Source organism: Dorea sp. 210702-DFI.3.17, from assembly GCF_020560825.1.
GTDB lineage: Bacteria > Bacillota > Clostridia > Lachnospirales > Lachnospiraceae > Dorea > Dorea formicigenerans.
On sequence record NZ_JAJCNB010000011.1, the window covers coordinates 1 to 21,130 of the forward strand.

Genomic DNA, 21,130 nt, shown 5'->3' on the forward strand with positions numbered 1-21,130 from the left:
CAAACATCCGTAAAAACTATTTGAATCAGACCATATCTGAGATCGTAAATCGAAAGCCAAGATTTATTTGTATTGAAGATCTGAATGTCAGTGGAATGATGAAAAATAGACATTTATCCAAAGCAGTCCAGGAACAAGGATTTTTTGGGTTTAGAAAACAGCTTGAATACAAATGCAATGATAAAGGGATCCTGTTTATTGTGGCTGATCGGTTTTATCCATCATCAAAGCTTTGCAGCTGCTGTGGAAACATCAAAAAAGATTTGAAGTTATCTGACAGGGTTTATAGATGTGAATGTGGGAATATGATTGACAGAGATTTCCAGGCATCTATAAATCTCAAGGCCTATGGAGAACGATTTGCAAGCTAACACTGAAACGTTAATGCAAATATGTACGGATACGTTAGTCCGGAATTTACGCCTATGGAGAGTACAAGAACTTGTGAGTAGATAGATATTTATATCATCAAAAGCATACTCGTTGAAGTAGGAATGAAACATAGAAGTTTGTAACTTTTTATAAGTTTTCAGTAACGGTTTATGATATGGAAAAGATCAAGATATTAGTTGTAGATGATGAGAGCAGAATGCGTAAGCTTGTGAAGGATTTCCTTGGAAGAGAAGGATATCAGGTGCTGGAGGCAGGAGACGGTCTTGAGGCTATGGAGGCGTTTTACGCAGAGAAAGATATTGCGCTGATCATATTAGATGTCATGATGCCGAAGATGGACGGCTGGCAGACTTGCCGTGAGATCCGTCAGTCTTCTAAAGTACCGATTATTATGCTGACGGCACGCGGCGATGAGCGGGATGAACTTCAGGGATTTAATCTTGGCGTGGATGAATACATTTCTAAGCCATTTAGTCCGAAGATTCTTGTTGCGAGAGTGAATGCACTTCTGAGACGTTCGAATGTGTTGGATGCGGATGAGCATGTGGAAGCAGGTGGTATCGTTGTAGATAAGGCAGCTCATCAGGTGCAGGTAGACGGAAAAGATGTGGAACTTAGTTATAAAGAATTTGAATTATTGTCTTATTTCCTTGAGAATCAGGGAATTGCACTTTCCAGGGAGAAGATATTGAATAATGTATGGAATTATGATTATTTTGGAGATGCAAGAACTATCGATACTCATGTTAAGAAGCTTCGCAGCAAGCTTGGAGAAAAGGGTGAATACATTAAGACAATCTGGGGAATGGGCTACAAATTCGAGGTAAATTAAGATGAAGCATTTTAAACAAAAAGAAAAAAGAAAGCATTCTATTAAGAGGCAGATGATTGCAGTTTTTGCAGGCATGGTCATCTGTCTGATTGCTATTTTGCTTGTTGTTAATGTAAAGTTCTTAGAGCCGTATTATATCAGAGACAAGGAAATGCAGTTCATTCATGTATATGAAGAACTACAGAATGCTGTGAAAAAGGGGACGATCAGTAATGATGAAGTACAAGATGAATTACATGTCCTGTGTGAGAAGAGCAACATTTCCTATATTGTATTGGATATGGATAATGAAAAACTGATTACAAATGTGCACGATACGAATATGCTCAAGCAGCAGCTAGCGGGATATCTTCTGAACCAGGCACAAAAAGGTGGGAAGGTGCTGGATAGCACAGACAATTACCAGTTGATGAGAAGTCAGGATCCATGGAATCAGAGCGAATATATTGAGATGTGGGGACAACTTGACGATAATGTGAATTTCCTCATTCGAAGTCCTGTAGAAAGTATCCGTGAAAGTGTTGCATTATCCAATCGTTTCCTAATATATGTAGGTATGGGAACACTGATCATCTGCATGGGACTTGTATGGTATTTCTCCAGAAGGATTACAAAGCCGATCCAGGAACTGGCAGAGCTGTCTGACCGTATGGCAAATCTGGATTTTGAGGCGAAGTATACAAGCGGTGGTAAAAATGAGATTGGTGAACTGGGTGATAACTTTAATCGTATGTCGCAGAAGCTGGAAAAGGCAATTTCTGAATTGAAGCAGGCAAATAACAGTCTGCAGCAGGATATTGAGCAGAAAGAGAAGATGGAGCAGATGCGTACGGAGTTTATGGGAAATGTATCTCACGAGTTGAAAACTCCGATTGCTCTGATCCAGGGATATGCAGAAGGACTGAAAGAAGGAGTTAATGATGACCCGGAGAGCCGCGACTTCTATTGTGATGTTATTATGGACGAAGCAGGTAAGATGAATCGGATGGTCAAGAATCTGATGACACTGAATCAGTTGGAGTTCGGGAATGATAAAGTAGAATTTGAGCGTTTTAATCTGACAGAGCTGATTGGCGGAGTACTTCAGAGTATGGACATTTTGTCACAGCAAAAGGATGTTAAACTTATTTTCAGGGAAGAAAATCCAGTTTACGTCTGGGGGGATGAGTTTAAGATTGAACAGGTCGTGCGTAATTATGTAAGTAATGCCTATAATCATGTCAATGAAGAAAAGATTATTGAAGTGAAGATTTTGCGGGAAGACGGACTTGCAAAAGTGACTGTATTTAATACCGGAAAGCCAATACCGGAGGAAGATGTTCCGCGTATCTGGGATAAATTTTTCAAAGTGGACAAGGCTCATACACGCGAGTATGGAGGCAATGGAATCGGACTTTCTATCGTAAAAGCCATTATGGAATCCATGCATCAGCAATACGGTGTGAAAAATTATGATAATGGTGTTGAATTCTGGTTCACACTTGATGTACGATAGAAGAAACCACAACAAAAGAGAAAGATGTGCGTTAACAGGCATAAAGGAATGAGAAGAAAGGGACACGAGCACATGATAGCAATTATTGATTACGATGCAGGGAATATAAAGAGCGTGGAAAAGGCTATGCACCTTTTAGGACAGGAAGTTGTTGTAACAAGAGATAGAGAGTCGATTTTAAAGGCAGACAAAGTAATTCTTCCGGGAGTCGGAGCATTTGGAGATGCTATGAGCAAGATCAGACAATATAATCTGGAAGAAGTGATTCATGAAGTCGTGGAAAAAGGGACTCCATTTCTTGGAATTTGTCTGGGACTTCAGCTTTTATTTGAACGAAGTGACGAGACACCGGGAGTAGAAGGACTTGGTATTTTAAAAGGAGAGATTCTTCGGATTCCGGATCAGCCGGGACTTAAGATTCCTCATATGGGCTGGAATTCTCTGAAGTATCCGAATGAAGGCAGATTATTCCGTGGAATACCGGAAGATTCTTATGTATATTTTGTACATTCTTATTATCTGAAGGCAGAAGATGAGAGTATTGTAACAGCCACAACAGAATACAGCACATTGATCCATGCATCTGTAGAAAGTGGAAATGTATTTGCATGCCAGTTCCATCCGGAAAAGAGCAGTGATGTTGGAATACAGATTTTGAAGAATTTTGTTGAGTTATAGATAGGAGGAACGGTATATGCATACAAAGAGAATCATCCCATGCCTGGATGTAAATAACGGACGAGTTGTAAAAGGTGTGAACTTTGTAGATTTGAAGGATGCTGGAGATCCGGTAGAAATTGCTAAGGCTTATGATAAAGCAGGAGCGGATGAACTTGTTTTTTTGGATATTACAGCTTCATCCGATCGAAGAAACACAGTTGTAGATATGGTCAGAAAAGTAGCTGAGACAGTATTTATTCCATTTACTGTTGGTGGAGGAATCCGTACGGTAGACGATTTTCGGGCACTGTTGCGAGAAGGAGCAGACAAGATCTCGATTAATTCATCAGCCATTGATACTCCGAATCTGATTTCGGATGCGGCAGACAAGTTTGGAAGCCAATGTGTGGTTGTAGCAATCGATGCAAAGAAACGTGCAGATGGCAGTGGTTGGAACATTTACAAACATGGTGGAAGAATTGATGTAGGAATTGATGCACTGGAGTGGGCTCATAGGGTGGAAAAACTGGGAGCAGGAGAGATACTCTTGACCAGTATGGATTGTGACGGAACAAAGGCAGGGTATGATCTGGAACTGACTCGTGCAGTTGCAGAAGCAGTTAATATTCCGGTCATAGCCTCCGGCGGTGCAGGCAATCTGGAACATTTTTACGATGCGCTGACAGACGGAAAGGCAGATGCAGCATTGGCAGCATCTCTGTTCCATTATAAAGAATTAGAGATTAAGGAAGTAAAAGAATATCTTCGTGGCAGAGGTGTTTCTGTGCGATTATAACTGATAAAAGGTATGGGTAATTGTAACTTAAAGTTGCAATTACCTATATCTCTATCTAGAAAGTAAAAAGGAGAAAAGAAAATGGCAGCAATTAATAATGACTGGCTTGAGGCTTTGCAGGGGGAATTTAAAAAGCCGTATTATAAAAAACTATTTGAGACAGTAAATGAAGAATATCGAACAAGACAGATATTTCCACCGGCGGATGACATTTTCAATGCCTTTCATTTGACACCATTACATAAAGTAAAGGTTGTGATTCTTGGACAGGATCCATATCATAATGTAGGACAGGCTCATGGACTCTGTTTTTCTGTAAAGAAAGGTGTGGATATTCCACCATCACTGGTAAATATCTATAAAGAACTTCACGATGATCTGGGCTGTACCATCCCGAATCATGGCTGTCTGACAAAATGGGCAGAGCAAGGTGTTCTGATGCTCAACACAGTATTGACTGTACGGGCACATCAGGCGAATTCACACAGAGGCATTGGCTGGGAGGAGTTCACGGATGCAGCAATTATGGCACTTAATAGCCAGAATCGTCCGATTGTATTTATTCTTTGGGGAGCTCCGGCACAGAGAAAAGCCAGCATGTTGAATAATCCGAACCATCTGATTCTGAAAGCACCACATCCAAGTCCGCTTTCCGCTTACCGTGGTTTCTTTGGAAGTAAACCATTTAGCAAGACGAATAAATTCCTGGAAGCAGGCGGTGTGGAACCAATCGACTGGCAGATTGATTAGTAATAATTAAGAGAAAATAAAGGAAGACTATTGACAAACAGACATATCAGGAATATATTTAAAACAAACATATGAACAAATGCTCAATTGTTAATGCGACGTGCAGGAGGATAAAATATATGAAAGATATGGAGAAAGAATTACACGAGCACCATCACCATGAGGAAGAGTGTGAATGTGGTTGCGGTTGTGGACATCATCACCACCAAGACGAAGAGCATGAACACCATCATGACCATAAGCAGGAGCACGAGCACCATCACCATGATGAGGAGTGTGAATGCGGCTGTGGCTGTGGACATCATCACCACCAAGACGAAGAGCATGAACATCATCATGAAGCAGTGGAGCATGAGCCTTGTGTTATGCCGGCAGGTGTAGCGCAGAAGACATACATTTTGGAGAATCTTGGATGTGCGAACTGTGCAGCTAAGATGGAGAGAAAGATTCAGGCGTTACCGGAAGTTGAAGGTGCAACATTGACTTATGCAACAAAAAAACTAGTTGTCGCATCAGATCATCAGGAGCATCTCCTTTCCAAGATTCAGGAAATCTGTTCCGCTATCGAGTCAGAAGTACAGGTTGTTGCAATGCCGGATGATCAGCCAATCAAAAGAGAGAAGAAGAACCCGTTTGAAGAGAATAAAAAGGATATAGTACTTGTCGGAGCTGGAGCGATTCTTTTTGCCGTAGGTATTATTGCAGAAAAAACACTTCCGAATTCGATGATCAGTGCATGTATTTTCATTATTGCGTACTTACTTCTTGGACTTGAAATTGTAATGAAAGCGCTGAAGAATATGGCGGGAGGACATTTGTTTGATGAAAACTTTCTGATGGCAGTTGCGACAATTGCAGCGTTTGTGATTGGTGATTTTGCAGAGGCAGTCGGAGTTATGCTGTTCTACCGTATCGGAGAGTTGTTCGAAGATATTGCCGTGGAAAAGAGCCGTGGACAGATTATGGATGCCGTAGATATGCGTCCGGAAGTTGTTAATCTTGTCGTTGGTTCAGAAGTAAAAGAAATTCCATCACAGGATGCAAGGGTAAAAGATATTATTATGATCCGTCCTGGTGACAGAATTCCGCTGGATGCAAAGGTTATCGAGGGTGAGAGCCGGGTAGATACTTCACCGGTCACAGGAGAGCCGGTACCGGTAAGAGTTGTTCCGGGAGACGAACTGATTTCCGGTTGTATCAATGAACAAGGTGTATTAAAGGCTGAGGTTACAAAACCACTGAGCGAATCCATGGTCACAAAGATTCTTGATTCGGTGGAAAATGCAGCGGCAAGTAAGCCGAAGATCGATCGTTTTATCACAAGATTTGCGAGAGTTTATACGCCAGTTGTTGTTGTGGCAGCAGTTCTTACTGCAATTATCCCTTCCATTGTAACGGGAGACTGGAACCACTGGATTTACACAGCGATTACATTTCTTGTAATCAGTTGTCCGTGTGCACTTGTATTGAGTGTACCATTGGCTTTCTTCTCGGGAATTGGAGCAGGATCTAAGAGAGGAATCCTCTTTAAAGGCGGTTTGGCTATTGAGGCATTGAAAGATGTTAAAGCAGTCATTATGGATAAGACAGGAACCATCACAAAGGGGAATTTTGCTGTACAGAAAGTCACGGCAACAAGAAAACTGACAGAAAAACAGGTGCTGACTATGGCGGCGGACTGTGAGCTTGGTTCAACACACCCAATTGCGATCAGCATTGTTCAGGAAGCAAGAAGACAGAATCTGACGCTTACAAGACCGAAAGAAGTGGAAGAGATTTCCGGTAAAGGTATCCGTGCAACATTCCCGGAAGGAACCGTTCTCCTTGGAAATTATACACTGATGGAAATGTATCAGGTAGATACGACAGGATACGAAAAAGGCGGTTATGGCTCAGAAGTCTTACTGGCAGTTGATGGTGTGTTAGAAGGATTTGTAATTGTAGCAGATGAAATTAAGACTGATGCGGCTGCTTCTGTAAGTAAGATGAAAGCTCTTGGAATTGCAACAGTTATGTTAACTGGTGATGAGAAGAACAGCGCGCAGGCAGTTGCAAAAGAGACAGGAATTGATGAAGTTTATGCACAGCTTCTTCCACAGGAAAAACTGGAGCATCTAAAGAACGTTCGTAAGAATCACGGTGCTGTCATGTTCGTTGGAGACGGAATTAATGATGCACCGGTACTGGCTGGTGCAGATGTGGGAGCAGCAATGGGAAGCGGAGCAGATGCCGCAATAGAGGCGGCTGATGTGGTATTTATGAATTCTTCAGTAGAAGCAATCCCACAGTCTATCGCGATTGCGAAGAAGACAGGAAGTATTGCAATTCAGAATGTAGTATTTGCGCTGGTGATCAAAGCAATTGTTATGATTCTTGGTTTTCTTGGATTTGCGAATATGTGGCTTGCAGTATTTGCTGATACAGGTGTAGCAATGCTATGTGTATTGAATTCCATCCGCGCAATGCATGTGAAAACAAAATAACGATAACATTACATTACAAAAGTGTTAAATTATGCCAAATGGTTGAAATAGTTTTCTCCATTTGGCATAATTAATATAAACAGGCATTTGTACAGGCATAGTCTTGCTATGAAAATTGTAATTTTTAAGATTTAAGCCTTACAAAAAACATGACAGTCGGGTCATGATAGTCTGTAGTTTGAAAGGATGAAATATATGGGAAAGACAGAAGTTGAATGCTGCGATGTGACATGTATTCATAATGAGAACGTAAAACTGGCTTTGGAGCAGATGCCGGATGAAGAACTGCTTAATAGTCTGGCTGATTTTTATAAAGCATTTGCAGATGGAACAAGAGTGAAAATTCTGTATGTATTGCAAAAATCAGAGATGTGTGTGTGTGATCTGGCGGAGATACTGGGAGTTACACAGTCAGCAGTCTCCCATCAGCTTCGTATGTTAAAGCAGATGAAACTTGTGAAGAACCGAAGAGACGGGAAGACGGTTTATTATTCGCTTGCAGATGGACATATCCAGTCTATTATCAGTCAGGGTATGGAGCATATTACAGAATAAAAAGATATGTTAAGATGACTGACCAAAGCGTTTTCCTGCATCTGGGCGAAGCAAAGATGCAAGTCTCAAAATAAGAAAGAGAATGTGGGAATAGAGTTATGAAAAAGCAGTTAAAGAGAAAATGTATAGTCTATGGATTGGGGATAATAGTATATGCAGGTGCTGTCTGGGGGGCAGCCCGATTTATGCTGTCCGATCAAGAAAAATTCGCAATATTTCTGGGAACCTATTTACTGACAGGATATGGGGCATTTCAGAAACTGAGTGAAGAGATTATGGAAAAGAGATTCCCGGTAGAATATATATTAGTTATCTTTGCAACAATCGGAGCATTTGGCATAGGGAAATATATGGAAGCTGTGATTGTTATGCTTATGTTTGAACTTGGAATGCTTGCGGAACAGATTGCGACAGACCGGACAAAGAGATCTATTGCAAAGATGATCGATCTGAGACCGACATATGCTATTCGTAAAGTAAAAGGGCAGGAAGTACAGGTAGATCCTTCGGAATTAAAGATGAGTCATATTATTGTGATCAAACCAGGAGAACGAATTCCAGTCGATGCGGTTGTTCTGGCTGGAAGCTCGACTATAGATACAAAGGCAATTACAGGAGAGGCAATGCCGGTGGAAGTGTATAAAGGAGATAAGATTTACAGTGGCTGCATTAATCTGAGCGGTGTGCTGGAAGCGCGAGTGACAAGAATTTACAAGGATTCAATCGTCTCAAGAATTATGGAAACTGTGGAGGAGGCGCAGAACCGTAAATCCCAAAAAGAAGCATTTGTGACGAAATTTTCCAAAGTATATGCACCGATCATGGTATTGCTGTCTGTGTTGATCATGGTTATTCCGCCGTCTACATTTTCTTATGGAAACTGGGAGACATGGATATATAAAGGACTTATTTTTATAATCGTGGCATGTCCATGTGCGCTTGCAGTGGCAGCACCACTTGCATTTTTAGGTGGAATTGCTTCAGCAGCCAGACAGGGAATCGTGGTCAAAGGTGGTAATTTTCTGGAAAGTCTGGTGAAAGCAGATACATTTATCTTTGATAAAACAGGAACTTTGACACAAGGAGAGTTCCGGGTGGCAAGAATAAAAGCAGTGGGTATGACAGAAGAAGAACTTTTAAAGCTGGTCGCTCATGTGGAGAGTTATTCCAATCACCCGCTGGCAAAATCACTGGCAGATGCATATGGAAAAGAGCTGGATACTGACAGTGTCAGAAGCGTAAAAGAAAAGCCTGGATTTGGAATCAGTGCGACCTATGAAGGTCAGAGAGTGCATGTTGGAAGCCGTCGTATGATGGATGCAAAAAAGCTGCTGGTAGATGAAATTAATGAACCGGGAACAGTCGTCTACGTATGTGTGGGCAGAGAGTATGCAGGATATGTACTCGTTCAGGATCAGGTGAAAGAAGAGGCGAAAGCGACGCTTACATGGCTGAAGGAAAAGTATCGGGCAATTTTGGTGATGCTGACGGGAGACACAGAAAAGACGGGACGGGCGGTTGGACGCGAACTTCATATGGACTATGTTTATACGGACTTACTTCCGCAGGATAAACTGGAACAGTTAGAAGATTTCATGTCTATTCAGGGAGAGGCAGAGAAGCTGGTCTGTGTCGGTGATGGAATTAACGATGCTCCGATGCTGGCGAGAGCAGATATAGGAATTGCCATGGGAAATCTCGGGTCAGAAGCGGCAATTGAGGCAGCAGATGTGATTCTTGTAAAAGATGACCTTCATGGAATAGTAGCTTTGATGAAAATTGCAAAAGAGACCCTGCGCAGTGTTTCACAGAATATTACATTTGCAGTATTTATAAAGATACTTGTGTTGTTTATGGCAGTTATTGGATACTTTGGTATGTGGGAAGCAATTTTAGTAGAGATGGTCGTGGTGATACTGGCAGTGATTAATTCAGCAGGAGTTGCAGGATATACTGCTTAGACAGGAGGAAAAAAGACAACAATTATGAAATGCTATAAAAGAATTATACCACTGATACTGGCGTGCATGATGCTTGCCGGATGTGGTCAGAATGTGTATAAAAAGGGTGTGGAAAGTCTGGAAAATAAAGATTATGCAGCAGCACAGGAGAATTTCCAGAAAGCAGTAGAGGATAAGAAAAATGTGGCCGATTCCTATCGTGGACTGGGAATTGCATATTATGAACAGGAAAAATACAAAGATGCGCTTGCTGCATTTGAAAATGCAGTTTCAGCCGGAACGAAGGAGACAGGAACAATCTGTAATATGATGGCAGTGTGTAAGATGCAGACAGAAAACTATGAAGATGCTATTTCTTATTATGAAAAAGCATTGGATCATTCAGATTGTTCTGACGATATGAAGCAGGAAATTCAGTTTAATGTAATAGTCTGCTATGAAAAACTGGAAGACTGGGACAATGCAAAAGCAAAACTGGAAGATTATGTGACTGCATATCCAGATGACGAGAAAGCTGCTAAAGAAGCAGAATTTTTAAAAACCAGATAAGGGAAGTTTAAATGATAGAATTAAAGAAAGAGACAGAACGTGTTATATTGGTAGGGGTATGTCTTCCGGGGCAGGAGGATATTGATGCTTCACTGGAAGAACTAAGTGAGCTTGCGAAGACAGCCGGTGCTGTTACAGTAGGAAAAGTTGTGCAGAGCCGGGATCAGGTACACCCGGGAACTTATGTCGGAAAGGGAAAGATTGATGAGATCAAAAGCCTTTTGTGGGAGTTGGATGCAACAGGAATTATCTGTGATGATGAATTGTCGCCGGCACAGATGAAGAATCTCCAGGATGAACTAGATGCAAAGGTTATGGATCGGACGCTGGTTATTTTGGATATATTTGCTGCAAGAGCATCTACCAGTGAAGGAAAGATTCAGGTTGAGCTGGCGCAGCTTAAGTACCGACAGACGAGACTTGCCGGATTTGGAACTGCCATGTCAAGGCTTGGCGGTGGTATCGGTACGAGAGGTCCGGGAGAAAAGAAGCTGGAGATGGACAGACGTCTTATTAAAAATCGGATCGCACTTCTGAATCGGGAGCTAAAGAGTGTAAAGCAACACCGTGAAGTGACAAGAGAAAAAAGAGCAAAGAGCCGGATTCCGGTCGCAGCAATCGTGGGATATACGAATGCCGGAAAGTCAACACTTCTCAACGCTTTGACTGGTGCAGATATTCTGGCGGAAGATAAGTTGTTTGCAACACTGGACCCGACGACAAGAAGTCTGAAGCTTCCAAGCGGTCAGGAGATACTTCTGACAGATACCGTAGGTTTTATCCGGAAGCTGCCACATCATCTGATCGATGCATTCAAAAGTACACTGGAGGAAGCAAAGTATGCAGATATGATTCTGCATGTGGTTGATGTCTCGAATCCTCAGGCGGATGAGCAGATGTTTACTGTTTATGAGACACTTCAGGGATTAAAAGTCCAAGATAAACCGATTATTACCGTATTTAATAAACAGGACCGACTGGAAGGAATACCAGTTATTCGAGATTTTAAGGCAGACTATACGGTTTCAATATCTGCAAAGACTAAAGCAGGACTCGGGGATATGCTGGAGACGATTGAAGCGCTTCTTCGCCAGCAGAAGGTTTATATAGAGGAAGTATATCCGTACAGTGAAGCCGGGAAGATCCAGCTTATTCGAAAATATGGAGAATTACTGGAAGAGAATTATACAGAAGAAGGTATCCAGGTTACAGCATATGTACCTGCTGATATTTATCCGCAAATTGTTGTCAACAGGTAATTCTTATTATGTTTTATAGTGTATCATTTTTTCATACATTTAAACGACAGAAAAATCATTATATACATTGAAAAAGAAATTGATGCCTGTTATGATAAGAATAGTGAAAATTGTCTGAAGATTTAAAACGGAGGTATGTTATGAAAGTGGTATTAGAGCGTTATCATGGATTAAGCAACGATTATGTAGTATTTGATCCAAATAAAAATGAACTGGAACTGACACCGGGAAATGTTAAGATGATTTGTGACCGTAATGCAGGGCTTGGAGCAGATGGAGTCCTGGAAGGTCCGGTTATAAAAGAAGACGGCATGCATGTCAAAGTATGGAATCCGGATGGAAGTGAATCTGAAACAAGTGGAAATGGTGTCCGTATTTTTGCAAAATATTTAAAAGATGCAGGCTATATCCAAAAGAAGAATTTCAAATTATATACCAGATATGGGGAGGCAGCAGTTACATTTTTAAATGAAGACGGAAGCAGACTCCGCGTTTCTATGGGAAAGATTTCTTTCTGGAGTGATGAAATTCCGGTGACAGGAGAGAAGAGAGAAGTTATCAATGAAGATATGGTATTCGGAAGGACATTGTATCCGGTTACTTGTGTAAGTGTCGGTAATCCGCATTGCGTGATTCCGATGAGAGAAATCTCTAAGAATATTGTATGCAAGATTGGTGATTATTCCGAGTGTGCGAAGTATTTTCCGCACAGAATCAATACACAGATTATGAAAGTCATCGACAAAGAGAATATCGCTATTGAGATTTATGAACGTGGTGCAGGCTATACTCTGGCATCTGGAACAGGTGCATGTGCAGCCGCAGCCGTGGCACATAAGCTTGGTATGACGAATAACAAAGTAATCGTACATATGCCGGGAGGAGATCTTCAGGTGGAAGTAGAAGATGACGGAACGGTCTTTATGACAGGAGATGTATTCTACGTGGCAAAGATTACGCTCAGCAGTGAATTTACGGAGAATTTAAGAAGCCTGTAAGAAGGAGAGATATGTCTTTAAAATTCGTATTTGGGCCGTCTGGCTCAGGAAAATCTTATCAATTATATGATTATGTGATCCGGGAATCTGTAAAGTTCCCGGATCGTCAGTATATTGTCCTTGTACCGGAGCAGTTTACGATGCAGACGCAGAAGGATCTTGTCATGCAACATCCGAATCATGGAATTATGAATATCGACGTACTTAGTTTTGTAAGGCTTGCTTACCGCATCTTTGAGGAGACCGGTGGGCAGGCCCTTCCGGTGTTGGATGATGAGGGAAAGAATCTGATTCTGCGAAAGATTGCCGGTGATTATGAAAAGGATTTAAAAGTTTTAAAGGGAAATATGAAAAAGCTTGGCTATATCAGCGAAGTCAAATCAGTGCTTTCAGAATTTGATCAGTACGATATTGGGGAAGAGGAACTGAGGCAGATGAAAGCAGCAGCAGGGGAGAATTCAAGGCTTTATTATAAACTTCAGGATCTGGAAGTTCTGTATATTGGTTTTAAGAAATATCTGGAAGATAGATTTATTACGAAAGAAGAACTCCTGGATGCACTTTGCCGTGTAGTGAAAGGTTCGGATATTTTAAAAGAAAGTACGATTGTTCTGGACGGATTCACAGGATTTACACCAGTACAGAACCGGCTGCTTGGAGAACTTCTTGAAGTATGCCGGGAAGTGATCGTAACTGTAACGATGGATGATCGGGAAAACCCGTACGTTTATAAGCACCCATATCAGTTATTTGCACTCGGCAAGCATACCGTGACATCGTTAATACAGATTGCGGCAGAGAGAAAAGTGAGTGTGGAAGACCCATTGTGTCTGTACGAACGTCCACTCTATCGATTCTGTGACAATTCGGCTATGGAGTTTCTGGAGAGAAATATATTCCGCTATAGCAAAGAATGTTATAAGGAAAAACAGGGAGCAGTCCGGGTACATGTGGCCAGGAATCCAAGAGAAGAAGCGATGAAAGCTGCAGGAAGAGTTCGGAACCTGGTTCGGACAAAAGGATATCGTTACCGGGATATCGGAGTTATTGTAAGCAATATGGAGGTGTATGGTGATGACCTGGGACAGGCATTTGACCTCTACGAAATTCCGGTGTTTATGGATCATAAGCGGAGTATTCTTTTGAATTCTTTTGTAGAATATATCCGGAGTCTTCTGAATATGGTGAAAGATAATTTCAGTTATGAGAGTGTATTTCGTTTCTTAAGAACAAATCTTAGTGGTTTTACTTATGGTGAAGTCGATGAACTGGAAAATTACGTAATTGCACTTGGAATCCGTGGATATAAGAAATGGCAGGAGAGCTGGATCCGCCGCCCGAAATATATGGAAGAAGAAAATCTGGAAATTCTGAATCATAACCGGGTTCGTCTTGTGGAAAAGGTGGACACGCTTGTGTATGTATTAAGACAAAGGAGCAAGACAGTCAAAGATGTGACGATGGCGCTTTATGAGTTTATGGTGAGAGAAGAACTTCAGTTAAAATTGCAGCGTCAGTCTGAAGCATTTCAAGAGGCAGGAGAACTTGCGCTTGCCAAGGAATACAGTCAGGTTTATCGTATTTTGATTGAACTATTTGATAAATTCGTAGAACTTCTTGGTGATGAGAAGGTGACCATGGATGAATATCTGAAGCTTTTAGACGCGGGTCTTGAAGAAGCAAGAGTCGGAGTCATTCCACCTGGAATTGATCAGGTTGTTGTTGGAGACATGCAACGTACAAGATTAAAAGATATGAAAGCACTTATTTTTGTCGGGGCAAATGATACATTTCTTCCGGGAGCATTAATAAGGAGTGGTCTTCTTACAGAGCGCGACAGGGATAAGTTTGCAACAGGAAAGATCCATCTGTCACCGGGAGGTAAAGAGAAAGCGTACGAGCAGAAATTTTATCTTTACATGAATCTGACAAAACCTTCTGAGACATTGGATATTTATTACAGCAAGGTTTCCGCGGACGGAAAAAGTATCCGCCCATCATATCTGATCCAGGAGATGCAGAGATTATTTTCGGGTCTGGAAATAGAAGACGAAGAAAAACAGGCATTTTCTGCCCAGGAGTGGACCCCCAAGCTTGGTATGCAAAAAGTTATCAGAGGATTTCAGGACGGGAACGCTATGGATCAGGAATGGCAGGAATTATATTCCTGGTACAAGAGACAGCCACAGTGGCAGTATCGTGTAGAAGAACTTATGAAATCAGGATTTTATACCCGGCCGGCAGATGGACTGACAAAAGAGGTGGCTAAGCAGCTTTATGGAGAACATTTTCAGGACAGTATCACGAGAATTGAACGGTTTTCAGCCTGCGCATTTGCTCATTTTCTCACTTATGGATTGCGCCTTCGGGAGCGGCAGATATACGAATTTCAACCAATTGATCTGGGAAATGTGTGTCACAGTGCCCTGGAGTATTATTCCAGAAAGCTAAAAGAAGAGAATTTGTCCTGGACAGAGATCGAGGAAGAAAAAAGACAAGAATACATTGATGATAGTGTGGAACATGCCATTTCCGACTATGGGAATTCGGTGCTTTACAGTTCGGCGCGCAACGAGTATATGATTGAGCGCATGAAGCGTCTTTTGACGAGAACTATATGGGCGCTTACAAAGCAGCTGGAAGCAGGAGATTTTGTGCCGGTGGCTTATGAAATGCGTTTTGAGAATGGTAAGATTGACCGTGTGGATCTGTGCAAAGACAAAGACAAGGTCTATGTCAAGGTTCTGGATTATAAGACCGGGAGCAAGGCCTTTGATGTGGTGGCTTTATATCACGGGCTCCAGCTTCAGCTTATGGTCTATATGGACGCAGCAGTAAAAATGACTCAAAAACATTACCCGGACAGTGAGGTGATTCCGGCAGGTGTCTTTTATTACCGTTTAAATGATCCTCTTGTGGAGAAGAAAGTGGTTGGAGAGGAAGAAGAAATCTGGCAGAAAGTACTAAAAGAGCTGAAAGTGGATGGCGTGATGAATTTGAAAGATGAGACACTGGAGCATTTGGATCATTGTCAGGCTGGAGAATCTGCTGTCATTCCTGTGAAATATAATAAAAATGGTAGTCTGTCAAAAAATTCAAAAGTTGCATCGGAGCAGGAATTTGAAGTGATGATGCGCCATGCCCTGGGGAAAGTTTTTAAGGTACATCGAAAAATATTAAGTGGAGAAGTTGCAGCATTTCCATACCGGAGGAAACAGGAGAGTGGATGTGATTATTGTGCATACCGGCATATCTGTGGTTTTGACCAGAAAATACCGGGATACAAATATCGGGATATTTTTGAGATGACACAGTCAGAGGTGATAGCAGCCATGGAAGCAGATGCAGTCAAAGAGAACATGAATCGGGACGATCATGAAAAGGAGCAGGAGAAAGGAACGGGCTCATGGGAGTAAAGTGGACAAAACAGCAGCAACAGGTCATTGATCTTCGGGACCGCAATATTCTTGTGTCTGCAGCAGCAGGTTCGGGAAAGACAGCAGTGTTGGTAGAGCGTATTATTACAATGCTGACTGATGAGGAACACCCGGTCAATGTGGACGAACTTCTGATTGTAACATTTACAGAAGCAGCGGCAGGTGAGATGAAAGAACGAATCCGGGGTGCCATTGAAAAGGCATTAGAAGAGAATCCGGAAAATGAACATCTGAAAAGACAGGCAACTTTGATCCACAATGCGCAGATTACAACAATTCACAGTTTCTGTCTTTCCGTAATCCGTGATCATTTTCATGTAATCGCCATTGATCCAGGTTTCCGTACTGCAGAAGAAGGAGAACTGAAACTTTTGCGGCATGATGTATTAGATGAACTGCTGGAAGAAAAGTACGCGCAAAAAGAAGAGCGGTTCTTGCGGTTTTCTAATGCCTATGGTGGAAGAAGAAATGATAAAAAGCTAGAAGAAATGATTGAAAAGGCTTACGATTACAGTCGGAGCTATCCAGACGGAGAGGGCTGGCTTGATTCTTGTGTTGATGCATATAGAGTCGACTGTGCAGAGGATCTGGAAAAAAGTGATTATGGAAACAAAATTGTAACCTGGGCGAAAGCCTACCTGGAAGAAGCAAAACTATTGAATGAACAGGCAATGCAAATTAGTCTGGAAATAGATGGCCCGGCTGTGTATGAAGAGGCTTTGAAGCTGGATGCTCAGACAATAAGAGAGCTCTTAAGTGCAAAAAATTATAATGAGCTGTCTGGGCGCATCCAGAATGTAGAGTGGAGCAGATTTGCATCATGCAGAGATAAGACTGTATCGAAAGAAAAAATAGAAGCAGTTAAGGATCTTCGTGAGCAGGTGAAGGGAATTGTCAGTGGTCTGAAGAAAGATTATTTTTATCAGAAACCGGAAGAAATGGCAGCAGATATGCAGATATGTCTTCCTTATATGGAAGAATTGGTGGGCCTGGTAAAATGTTTTTCGCAAAGATTTGACGCAAAGAAGCGCCAGGAAAATGTTATTGATTTTTCAGATATGGAGCAGTTTGCACTTCAGATCCTGGCAAAAAAAACAGAAGAAGGGTTTGAACCTTCTGAGGTTGCAAAGGAATATCAGGATCAGTTCCGGGAGATTATGATTGACGAATATCAAGATAGTAATCTGATTCAGGAGACGATTCTGACCAGTATTTCCGGTGTTTCGAAAGGAAAATATAATATTTTTATGGTGGGAGATGTCAAGCAGAGTATTTATAGCTTCCGGCTGTCCAGACCAGAGCTTTTTATGGAAAAATTTGACACGTATGATTTGGAAAAAGGACCAAAACAAAGGATTGATCTTCATAAAAACTTCCGGAGTCGAAAAGAAGTACTGGACAGTGTGAATTACATTTTTCGGCAGATCATGATGCGAAATCTCGGAGAGATTGATTATGATGACAAGGCGGCATTGTATGTGGGTGCAGAATATCCTGAAAATCCGGGGTGTGAAACAGAAGTACTTGTATTAAATACAGAATTGAAAAAATATGACCGTTCCATAAAAGCCTCCAAACAGGAGATGGAAGCCCGGATGATCGCAAGCCGGATCCGCAGGCTAATTGCAGAGCAGAAGGTTCTGGATAAGAAGACAGGGAAGCTGCGTCCGGCAAGATATTCCGATATAGTCATTCTCACAAGAAGTGTGAAAGGGATTGCTGACATATTCGTACAGGAACTGAATCGGGAAGGGATTCCGGCATTTTCAGGTACAAAAGAAGGATATTTTGCAACGCAGGAAATCGGTGTGCTTCTGGATTATCTGAGAGTGCTGGATAATCGGAAACAGGATATTCCACTGGCGGCGGTTCTTATGTCGGCATTTTGTGGACTGAACGAACAAGAAATGGCAGTGATCCGAAGTTCTGAAGCTTTTGAAATTCCATTTTACCAGGCGGTAGAAAATTATCTGGAAAACGGAGAAGATACGGTAATATGTGAGAAACTCAAACATTGCTATGGAAAAATGAATGATTTCCGGGAAATTGTTCCGTATACACCAATCCATGAACTTCTACGTAGAATTCTGACACAAACCGGGTATGGTCAGTTTATCTCAGCAATGCCGGGAGGAGCGCAACGTGCGGCAAATGTAGAAATGCTGATTACAAAAGCGCAGGCATTTCAGTCTTCCAGCTATAAAGGACTCTTTCATTTTGTGCGTTATATTGAGCAGCTTCAGAAATTTGAAGTGGATTATGGTGAGGCAAGTCTGGAAGATGAGCAGTCAGACACAGTCCGTGTCATGACGATCCATAAAAGTAAGGGACTGGAGTTTCCAATCGTGTTTGTAGCAGGAACTGGTAAAAAATTCAATGTGACGGATCTTGCCGGACAAGTGATCATTCATGCCAGACTGGGAGTCGGTATGGACGTGGTAGATTTAGATAGAAGAACGAAAATTCCAAGTCTGGTAAAAAAAGTGATTCAAAAAGAAGCGAAGCTTGATAATTTAGGAGAAGAACTTCGTGTGCTTTATGTTGCACTGACAAGAGCAAAGGAAAAGCTGATTATTACAGGAACCTGTGATAATCTAGAGACAAAAATGGCAAAGACACTGACCTTTGCACAGAGAAGTAGTGCTATTCAATATCTGGACTGGATCATACCGGCACTTGCATATATACCAGAAGAGATACCGGTCACTTTCGAAGAAGTGTTGCCAGAAGAGATTGTCCGTGATGAGGTGGAGACGGAAGTATCCGGAAAAATACAGGAAGAAATATTACGAAGATGGGACACTTCAGCAGAATATGATGCAAATGTAAGACAGACATTAGAAGAACAGTTCGCATATCAGTATCCTTATCCAAAAAGTCATGCGAGAAAGATGAAATTTACAGTATCCGAGCTAAAAAAAATGGCTTATCAGGCAGAACTTGACGATGAGGAAAATGCATTAGGAGAAGTAGTTTTTGAAGAACCGGAAGTTGTACCGCTTCTTCCTAAATTTATGACAGAAGAAGAAACACTGACCGGAGCTCCGCGAGGAACTGCTTATCACCGCGTCATGGAACTTCTTGATTTTGAAAAAATGTATGATAGGCAGACGCTGGAGACAGAGATAAATACATTTGTAGAACAAGGGCGAATGACGCGAGAAATGGCAGATTCCGTCCGGACAGCCGATGTGTTGGGATTTCTTGATAGCTCTGTGGGAAAACGAATGAGAACAAGTGCAGATTGTGGAAAACTGTGGAAAGAACAGCCGTTTGTACTTGGGATACCGGAGCAGGAATTATATAAAGATGAGCCAGAAGGAGACTTTGCTCTTGTACAGGGAATCATAGACGTGTACTTTGAGGAAGAAGACGGACTGGTCGTACTGGATTACAAGACAGACAAAGTATATAAGATAGAAGAACTGGTGGAAAAATACCATGCTCAGCTAGATTACTATGGCAGGGCACTGGAACAGATCACCGGGAAGAAAGTGAAAGAAAAGGTGCTGTACTCTTTTACACTGGGGGAAGCCTGCATTTTACCTTAACATAACAAATATTGATTACTAAAAAGAACGCATCAAGTGCATATTCTAAGCGCCCCACACAGAGAATTACGATGAACCTCTAAAAACAAACATCATATTCGGCAGAGGCCTCAATGATGTTAAGAGTTTCATCTCTATTGTGTGGAAGTCGCGTAGAATATGCACTTGATGCTGTTTTTATTGAAAATACCTGTTAAGACAAACTGCAGGTTGTTCAATTTTTGCAACTGTTTTCTCTTGACTTATAATATTATATGCCATATAATATACAAAAGCATATATTATACAGCGTATAATATATGAAACAAAATAATATAGCGAATCTGTAAAGATAATTGCATGACAATTTTGGGTTAAATCCAGATTTTGCAGAAAGGGTGTGGTGAAATGGTCTTTAATACAGGTGCAGCTCTTTTGGATGCGATTGTTCTGGCAGTTGTGTCACGGACAGAGGAAGGCACTTATGGTTATAAGATTACACAGGATGTGCGTGAGACGATAGAAGTGTCTGAATCAACCCTCTATCCAGTTCTTCGAAGACTCCAAAAAGATGGGTGTCTTGAAGTGTACGACAGACAATATGATGGGCGCAATCGAAGATATTATAAGGTGACTTTGGCAGGAAGGGAAAAGCTTGATATGTATCGGACAGAATGGACACAATATATGAACAAGATCAATCAGTTATTTGCAGGGGGTGAGAAGTAATGAACCGAATTGAATATATGACAAAACTAGCATCGCTTTTACAGGACATCCCTGAAGTAGAACGAAGAGATGCTATGAAGTATTATAACGATTATTTTGATGAGGCCGGCGAAGAGAATGAAGAACAGGTTATCCGGGAATTTGGCGCTCCGGAGGAAGTGGCAGAGAATATAAAAGCAGATTTAAAAGGCAAGACGGAAAATACAACGCATGGTCAGCAGGAAGAATATCAGTCAGCAGGACAGCAATATCAGATGAATCATCAGGAGAATAAGCAGTCATCGGAATATCAGTATGGGACATCAGATAATCAGAAAAAGAAAAATGACCGTATTGGAAAAATTGTTTTAATTGTGGCTCTTGCAATAATTATAGGACCGGTCTTGATTCCAATTATCGGTGGTATTCTGGCTGCAGGACTGGCAATGGTGTTAACTATCATTGTTGGAGTATTTGCATTGGTTATTGCCGGGGCTGCCATTGCAATTGTAGGAATTTCGCTAGTAATATCCGGTTCCGTTATACTTCTGCCACAGACAGCCGCAGGATTGGCATTGATTGGCAGCGGTCTGATCATAATGGTTCTTGGTGTGGTTGTAACAGTAGGATTTGGAAAACTCTGTGAAGTAGTACTCCGTGGACTGGCAAAGGGAATGAAGTACCTCTGGGAAAAGATTTCTCATAGAAAGGTGGTAGCGTGAAG

Annotated in this window: 16 protein-coding genes; all 16 read left to right on the forward strand. The window is 41.6% G+C overall.

What is annotated here, in order from left to right:
* A partial coding sequence (locus LI149_RS07440) for an RNA-guided endonuclease TnpB family protein (RefSeq protein ID WP_201836459.1) occupies positions 1 to 371 on the forward strand: 371 nt, incomplete at its 5' end.
* Positions 372 to 547: 176 nt separating this feature from the next.
* Positions 548 to 1,225: a response regulator transcription factor gene (locus LI149_RS07445; RefSeq protein ID WP_005337005.1), complete on the forward strand. Its 678-nt coding sequence runs from the start codon at positions 548 to 550 to the stop codon at positions 1,223 to 1,225.
* A gap of 1 nt (position 1,226) precedes the next feature.
* Positions 1,227 to 2,720 carry a cell wall metabolism sensor histidine kinase WalK gene (locus tag LI149_RS07450; protein ID WP_173789755.1) on the forward strand — a complete coding sequence of 498 codons (1,494 nt, stop codon included), beginning with the start codon at positions 1,227 to 1,229 and terminating at the stop codon, positions 2,718 to 2,720.
* Positions 2,721 to 2,792: 72 nt separating this feature from the next.
* Positions 2,793 to 3,398 carry an imidazole glycerol phosphate synthase subunit HisH gene (gene hisH, locus LI149_RS07455; protein ID WP_040015690.1) on the forward strand — a complete coding sequence of 202 codons (606 nt, stop codon included), beginning with the start codon at positions 2,793 to 2,795 and terminating at the stop codon, positions 3,396 to 3,398.
* Positions 3,399 to 3,414: 16 nt separating this feature from the next.
* The gene (gene hisF / locus LI149_RS07460) at positions 3,415 to 4,176 is read left to right on the forward strand and encodes an imidazole glycerol phosphate synthase subunit HisF (protein WP_227143160.1); all 762 of its coding nucleotides are present in this window, start codon (positions 3,415 to 3,417) and stop codon (positions 4,174 to 4,176) included.
* An 81-nt stretch (positions 4,177 to 4,257) separates the two neighbouring features.
* On the forward strand, positions 4,258 to 4,926 hold the full coding sequence (locus LI149_RS07465) for a uracil-DNA glycosylase (RefSeq protein WP_005334523.1): 669 nt from the start codon (positions 4,258 to 4,260) through the stop codon (positions 4,924 to 4,926).
* A 119-nt stretch (positions 4,927 to 5,045) separates the two neighbouring features.
* Positions 5,046 to 7,409 carry a heavy metal translocating P-type ATPase gene (locus LI149_RS07470; protein WP_227143161.1) on the forward strand — a complete coding sequence of 788 codons (2,364 nt, stop codon included), beginning with the start codon at positions 5,046 to 5,048 and terminating at the stop codon, positions 7,407 to 7,409.
* 195 nt (positions 7,410 to 7,604) lie between these two features.
* Positions 7,605 to 7,964 carry a metalloregulator ArsR/SmtB family transcription factor gene (locus LI149_RS07475; RefSeq protein WP_005337017.1) on the forward strand — a complete coding sequence of 120 codons (360 nt, stop codon included), beginning with the start codon at positions 7,605 to 7,607 and terminating at the stop codon, positions 7,962 to 7,964.
* Between the two features lie 98 nt (positions 7,965 to 8,062).
* Positions 8,063 to 9,925, forward strand: coding sequence for a heavy metal translocating P-type ATPase (locus LI149_RS07480; protein WP_173789756.1), 1,863 nt, complete (start codon positions 8,063 to 8,065; stop codon positions 9,923 to 9,925).
* Between the two features lie 24 nt (positions 9,926 to 9,949).
* Complete coding sequence (locus tag LI149_RS07485) at positions 9,950 to 10,474, forward strand: tetratricopeptide repeat protein (RefSeq protein WP_005334517.1); 525 nt, start codon at positions 9,950 to 9,952, stop codon at positions 10,472 to 10,474.
* Between the two features lie 11 nt (positions 10,475 to 10,485).
* On the forward strand, positions 10,486 to 11,733 hold the full coding sequence (gene hflX, locus LI149_RS07490) for a GTPase HflX (RefSeq protein ID WP_168933340.1): 1,248 nt from the start codon (positions 10,486 to 10,488) through the stop codon (positions 11,731 to 11,733).
* Between the two features lie 140 nt (positions 11,734 to 11,873).
* Positions 11,874 to 12,731, forward strand: a complete 858-nt coding sequence (dapF, locus tag LI149_RS07495) for a diaminopimelate epimerase (RefSeq protein ID WP_005334513.1) — start codon at positions 11,874 to 11,876, stop codon at positions 12,729 to 12,731.
* 11 nt (positions 12,732 to 12,742) lie between these two features.
* Positions 12,743 to 16,147, forward strand: a complete 3,405-nt coding sequence (addB, locus tag LI149_RS07500; RefSeq protein WP_227143162.1) for a helicase-exonuclease AddAB subunit AddB — start codon at positions 12,743 to 12,745, stop codon at positions 16,145 to 16,147.
* Positions 16,138 to 19,719, forward strand: coding sequence for a helicase-exonuclease AddAB subunit AddA (gene addA, locus LI149_RS07505; RefSeq protein ID WP_227143163.1), 3,582 nt, complete (start codon positions 16,138 to 16,140; stop codon positions 19,717 to 19,719). Before addB ends, addA begins: the two co-directional genes overlap by 10 nt.
* Before the next feature lie 387 nt (positions 19,720 to 20,106).
* Entirely contained in the window at positions 20,107 to 20,427 is a 321-nt protein-coding gene (locus LI149_RS07510) for a PadR family transcriptional regulator (RefSeq protein WP_117495082.1), read from the forward strand.
* Positions 20,427 to 21,128 (forward strand): DUF1700 domain-containing protein, encoded by a 702-nt coding sequence (locus LI149_RS07515; protein ID WP_117682704.1) that lies wholly within the window; start codon positions 20,427 to 20,429, stop codon positions 21,126 to 21,128. Before LI149_RS07510 ends, LI149_RS07515 begins: the two co-directional genes overlap by 1 nt.
* The last annotated feature ends 2 nt before the right edge of the window (positions 21,129 to 21,130 follow it).

Bases quoted from the DNA above. Each gene is read 5' to 3' on its own strand.
- LI149_RS07445 (WP_005337005.1), top strand. From the start codon at position 548: ATGGAAAAGATCAAGATATTAGTTGTAGATGATGAGAGCAGAATGCGT.
- LI149_RS07450 (WP_173789755.1), top strand. From the start codon at position 1,227: ATGAAGCATTTTAAACAAAAAGAAAAAAGAAAGCATTCTATTAAGAGG.
- hisH (WP_040015690.1), top strand. From the start codon at position 2,793: ATGATAGCAATTATTGATTACGATGCAGGGAATATAAAGAGCGTGGAA.
- hisF (WP_227143160.1), top strand. From the start codon at position 3,415: ATGCATACAAAGAGAATCATCCCATGCCTGGATGTAAATAACGGACGA.
- LI149_RS07465 (WP_005334523.1), top strand. From the start codon at position 4,258: ATGGCAGCAATTAATAATGACTGGCTTGAGGCTTTGCAGGGGGAATTT.
- LI149_RS07470 (WP_227143161.1), top strand. From the start codon at position 5,046: ATGAAAGATATGGAGAAAGAATTACACGAGCACCATCACCATGAGGAA.
- LI149_RS07475 (WP_005337017.1), top strand. From the start codon at position 7,605: ATGGGAAAGACAGAAGTTGAATGCTGCGATGTGACATGTATTCATAAT.
- LI149_RS07480 (WP_173789756.1), top strand. From the start codon at position 8,063: ATGAAAAAGCAGTTAAAGAGAAAATGTATAGTCTATGGATTGGGGATA.
- LI149_RS07485 (WP_005334517.1), top strand. From the start codon at position 9,950: ATGAAATGCTATAAAAGAATTATACCACTGATACTGGCGTGCATGATG.
- hflX (WP_168933340.1), top strand. From the start codon at position 10,486: ATGATAGAATTAAAGAAAGAGACAGAACGTGTTATATTGGTAGGGGTA.
- dapF (WP_005334513.1), top strand. From the start codon at position 11,874: ATGAAAGTGGTATTAGAGCGTTATCATGGATTAAGCAACGATTATGTA.
- addB (WP_227143162.1), top strand. From the start codon at position 12,743: ATGTCTTTAAAATTCGTATTTGGGCCGTCTGGCTCAGGAAAATCTTAT.
- addA (WP_227143163.1), top strand. From the start codon at position 16,138: ATGGGAGTAAAGTGGACAAAACAGCAGCAACAGGTCATTGATCTTCGG.
- LI149_RS07510 (WP_117495082.1), top strand. From the start codon at position 20,107: ATGGTCTTTAATACAGGTGCAGCTCTTTTGGATGCGATTGTTCTGGCA.
- LI149_RS07515 (WP_117682704.1), top strand. From the start codon at position 20,427: ATGAACCGAATTGAATATATGACAAAACTAGCATCGCTTTTACAGGAC.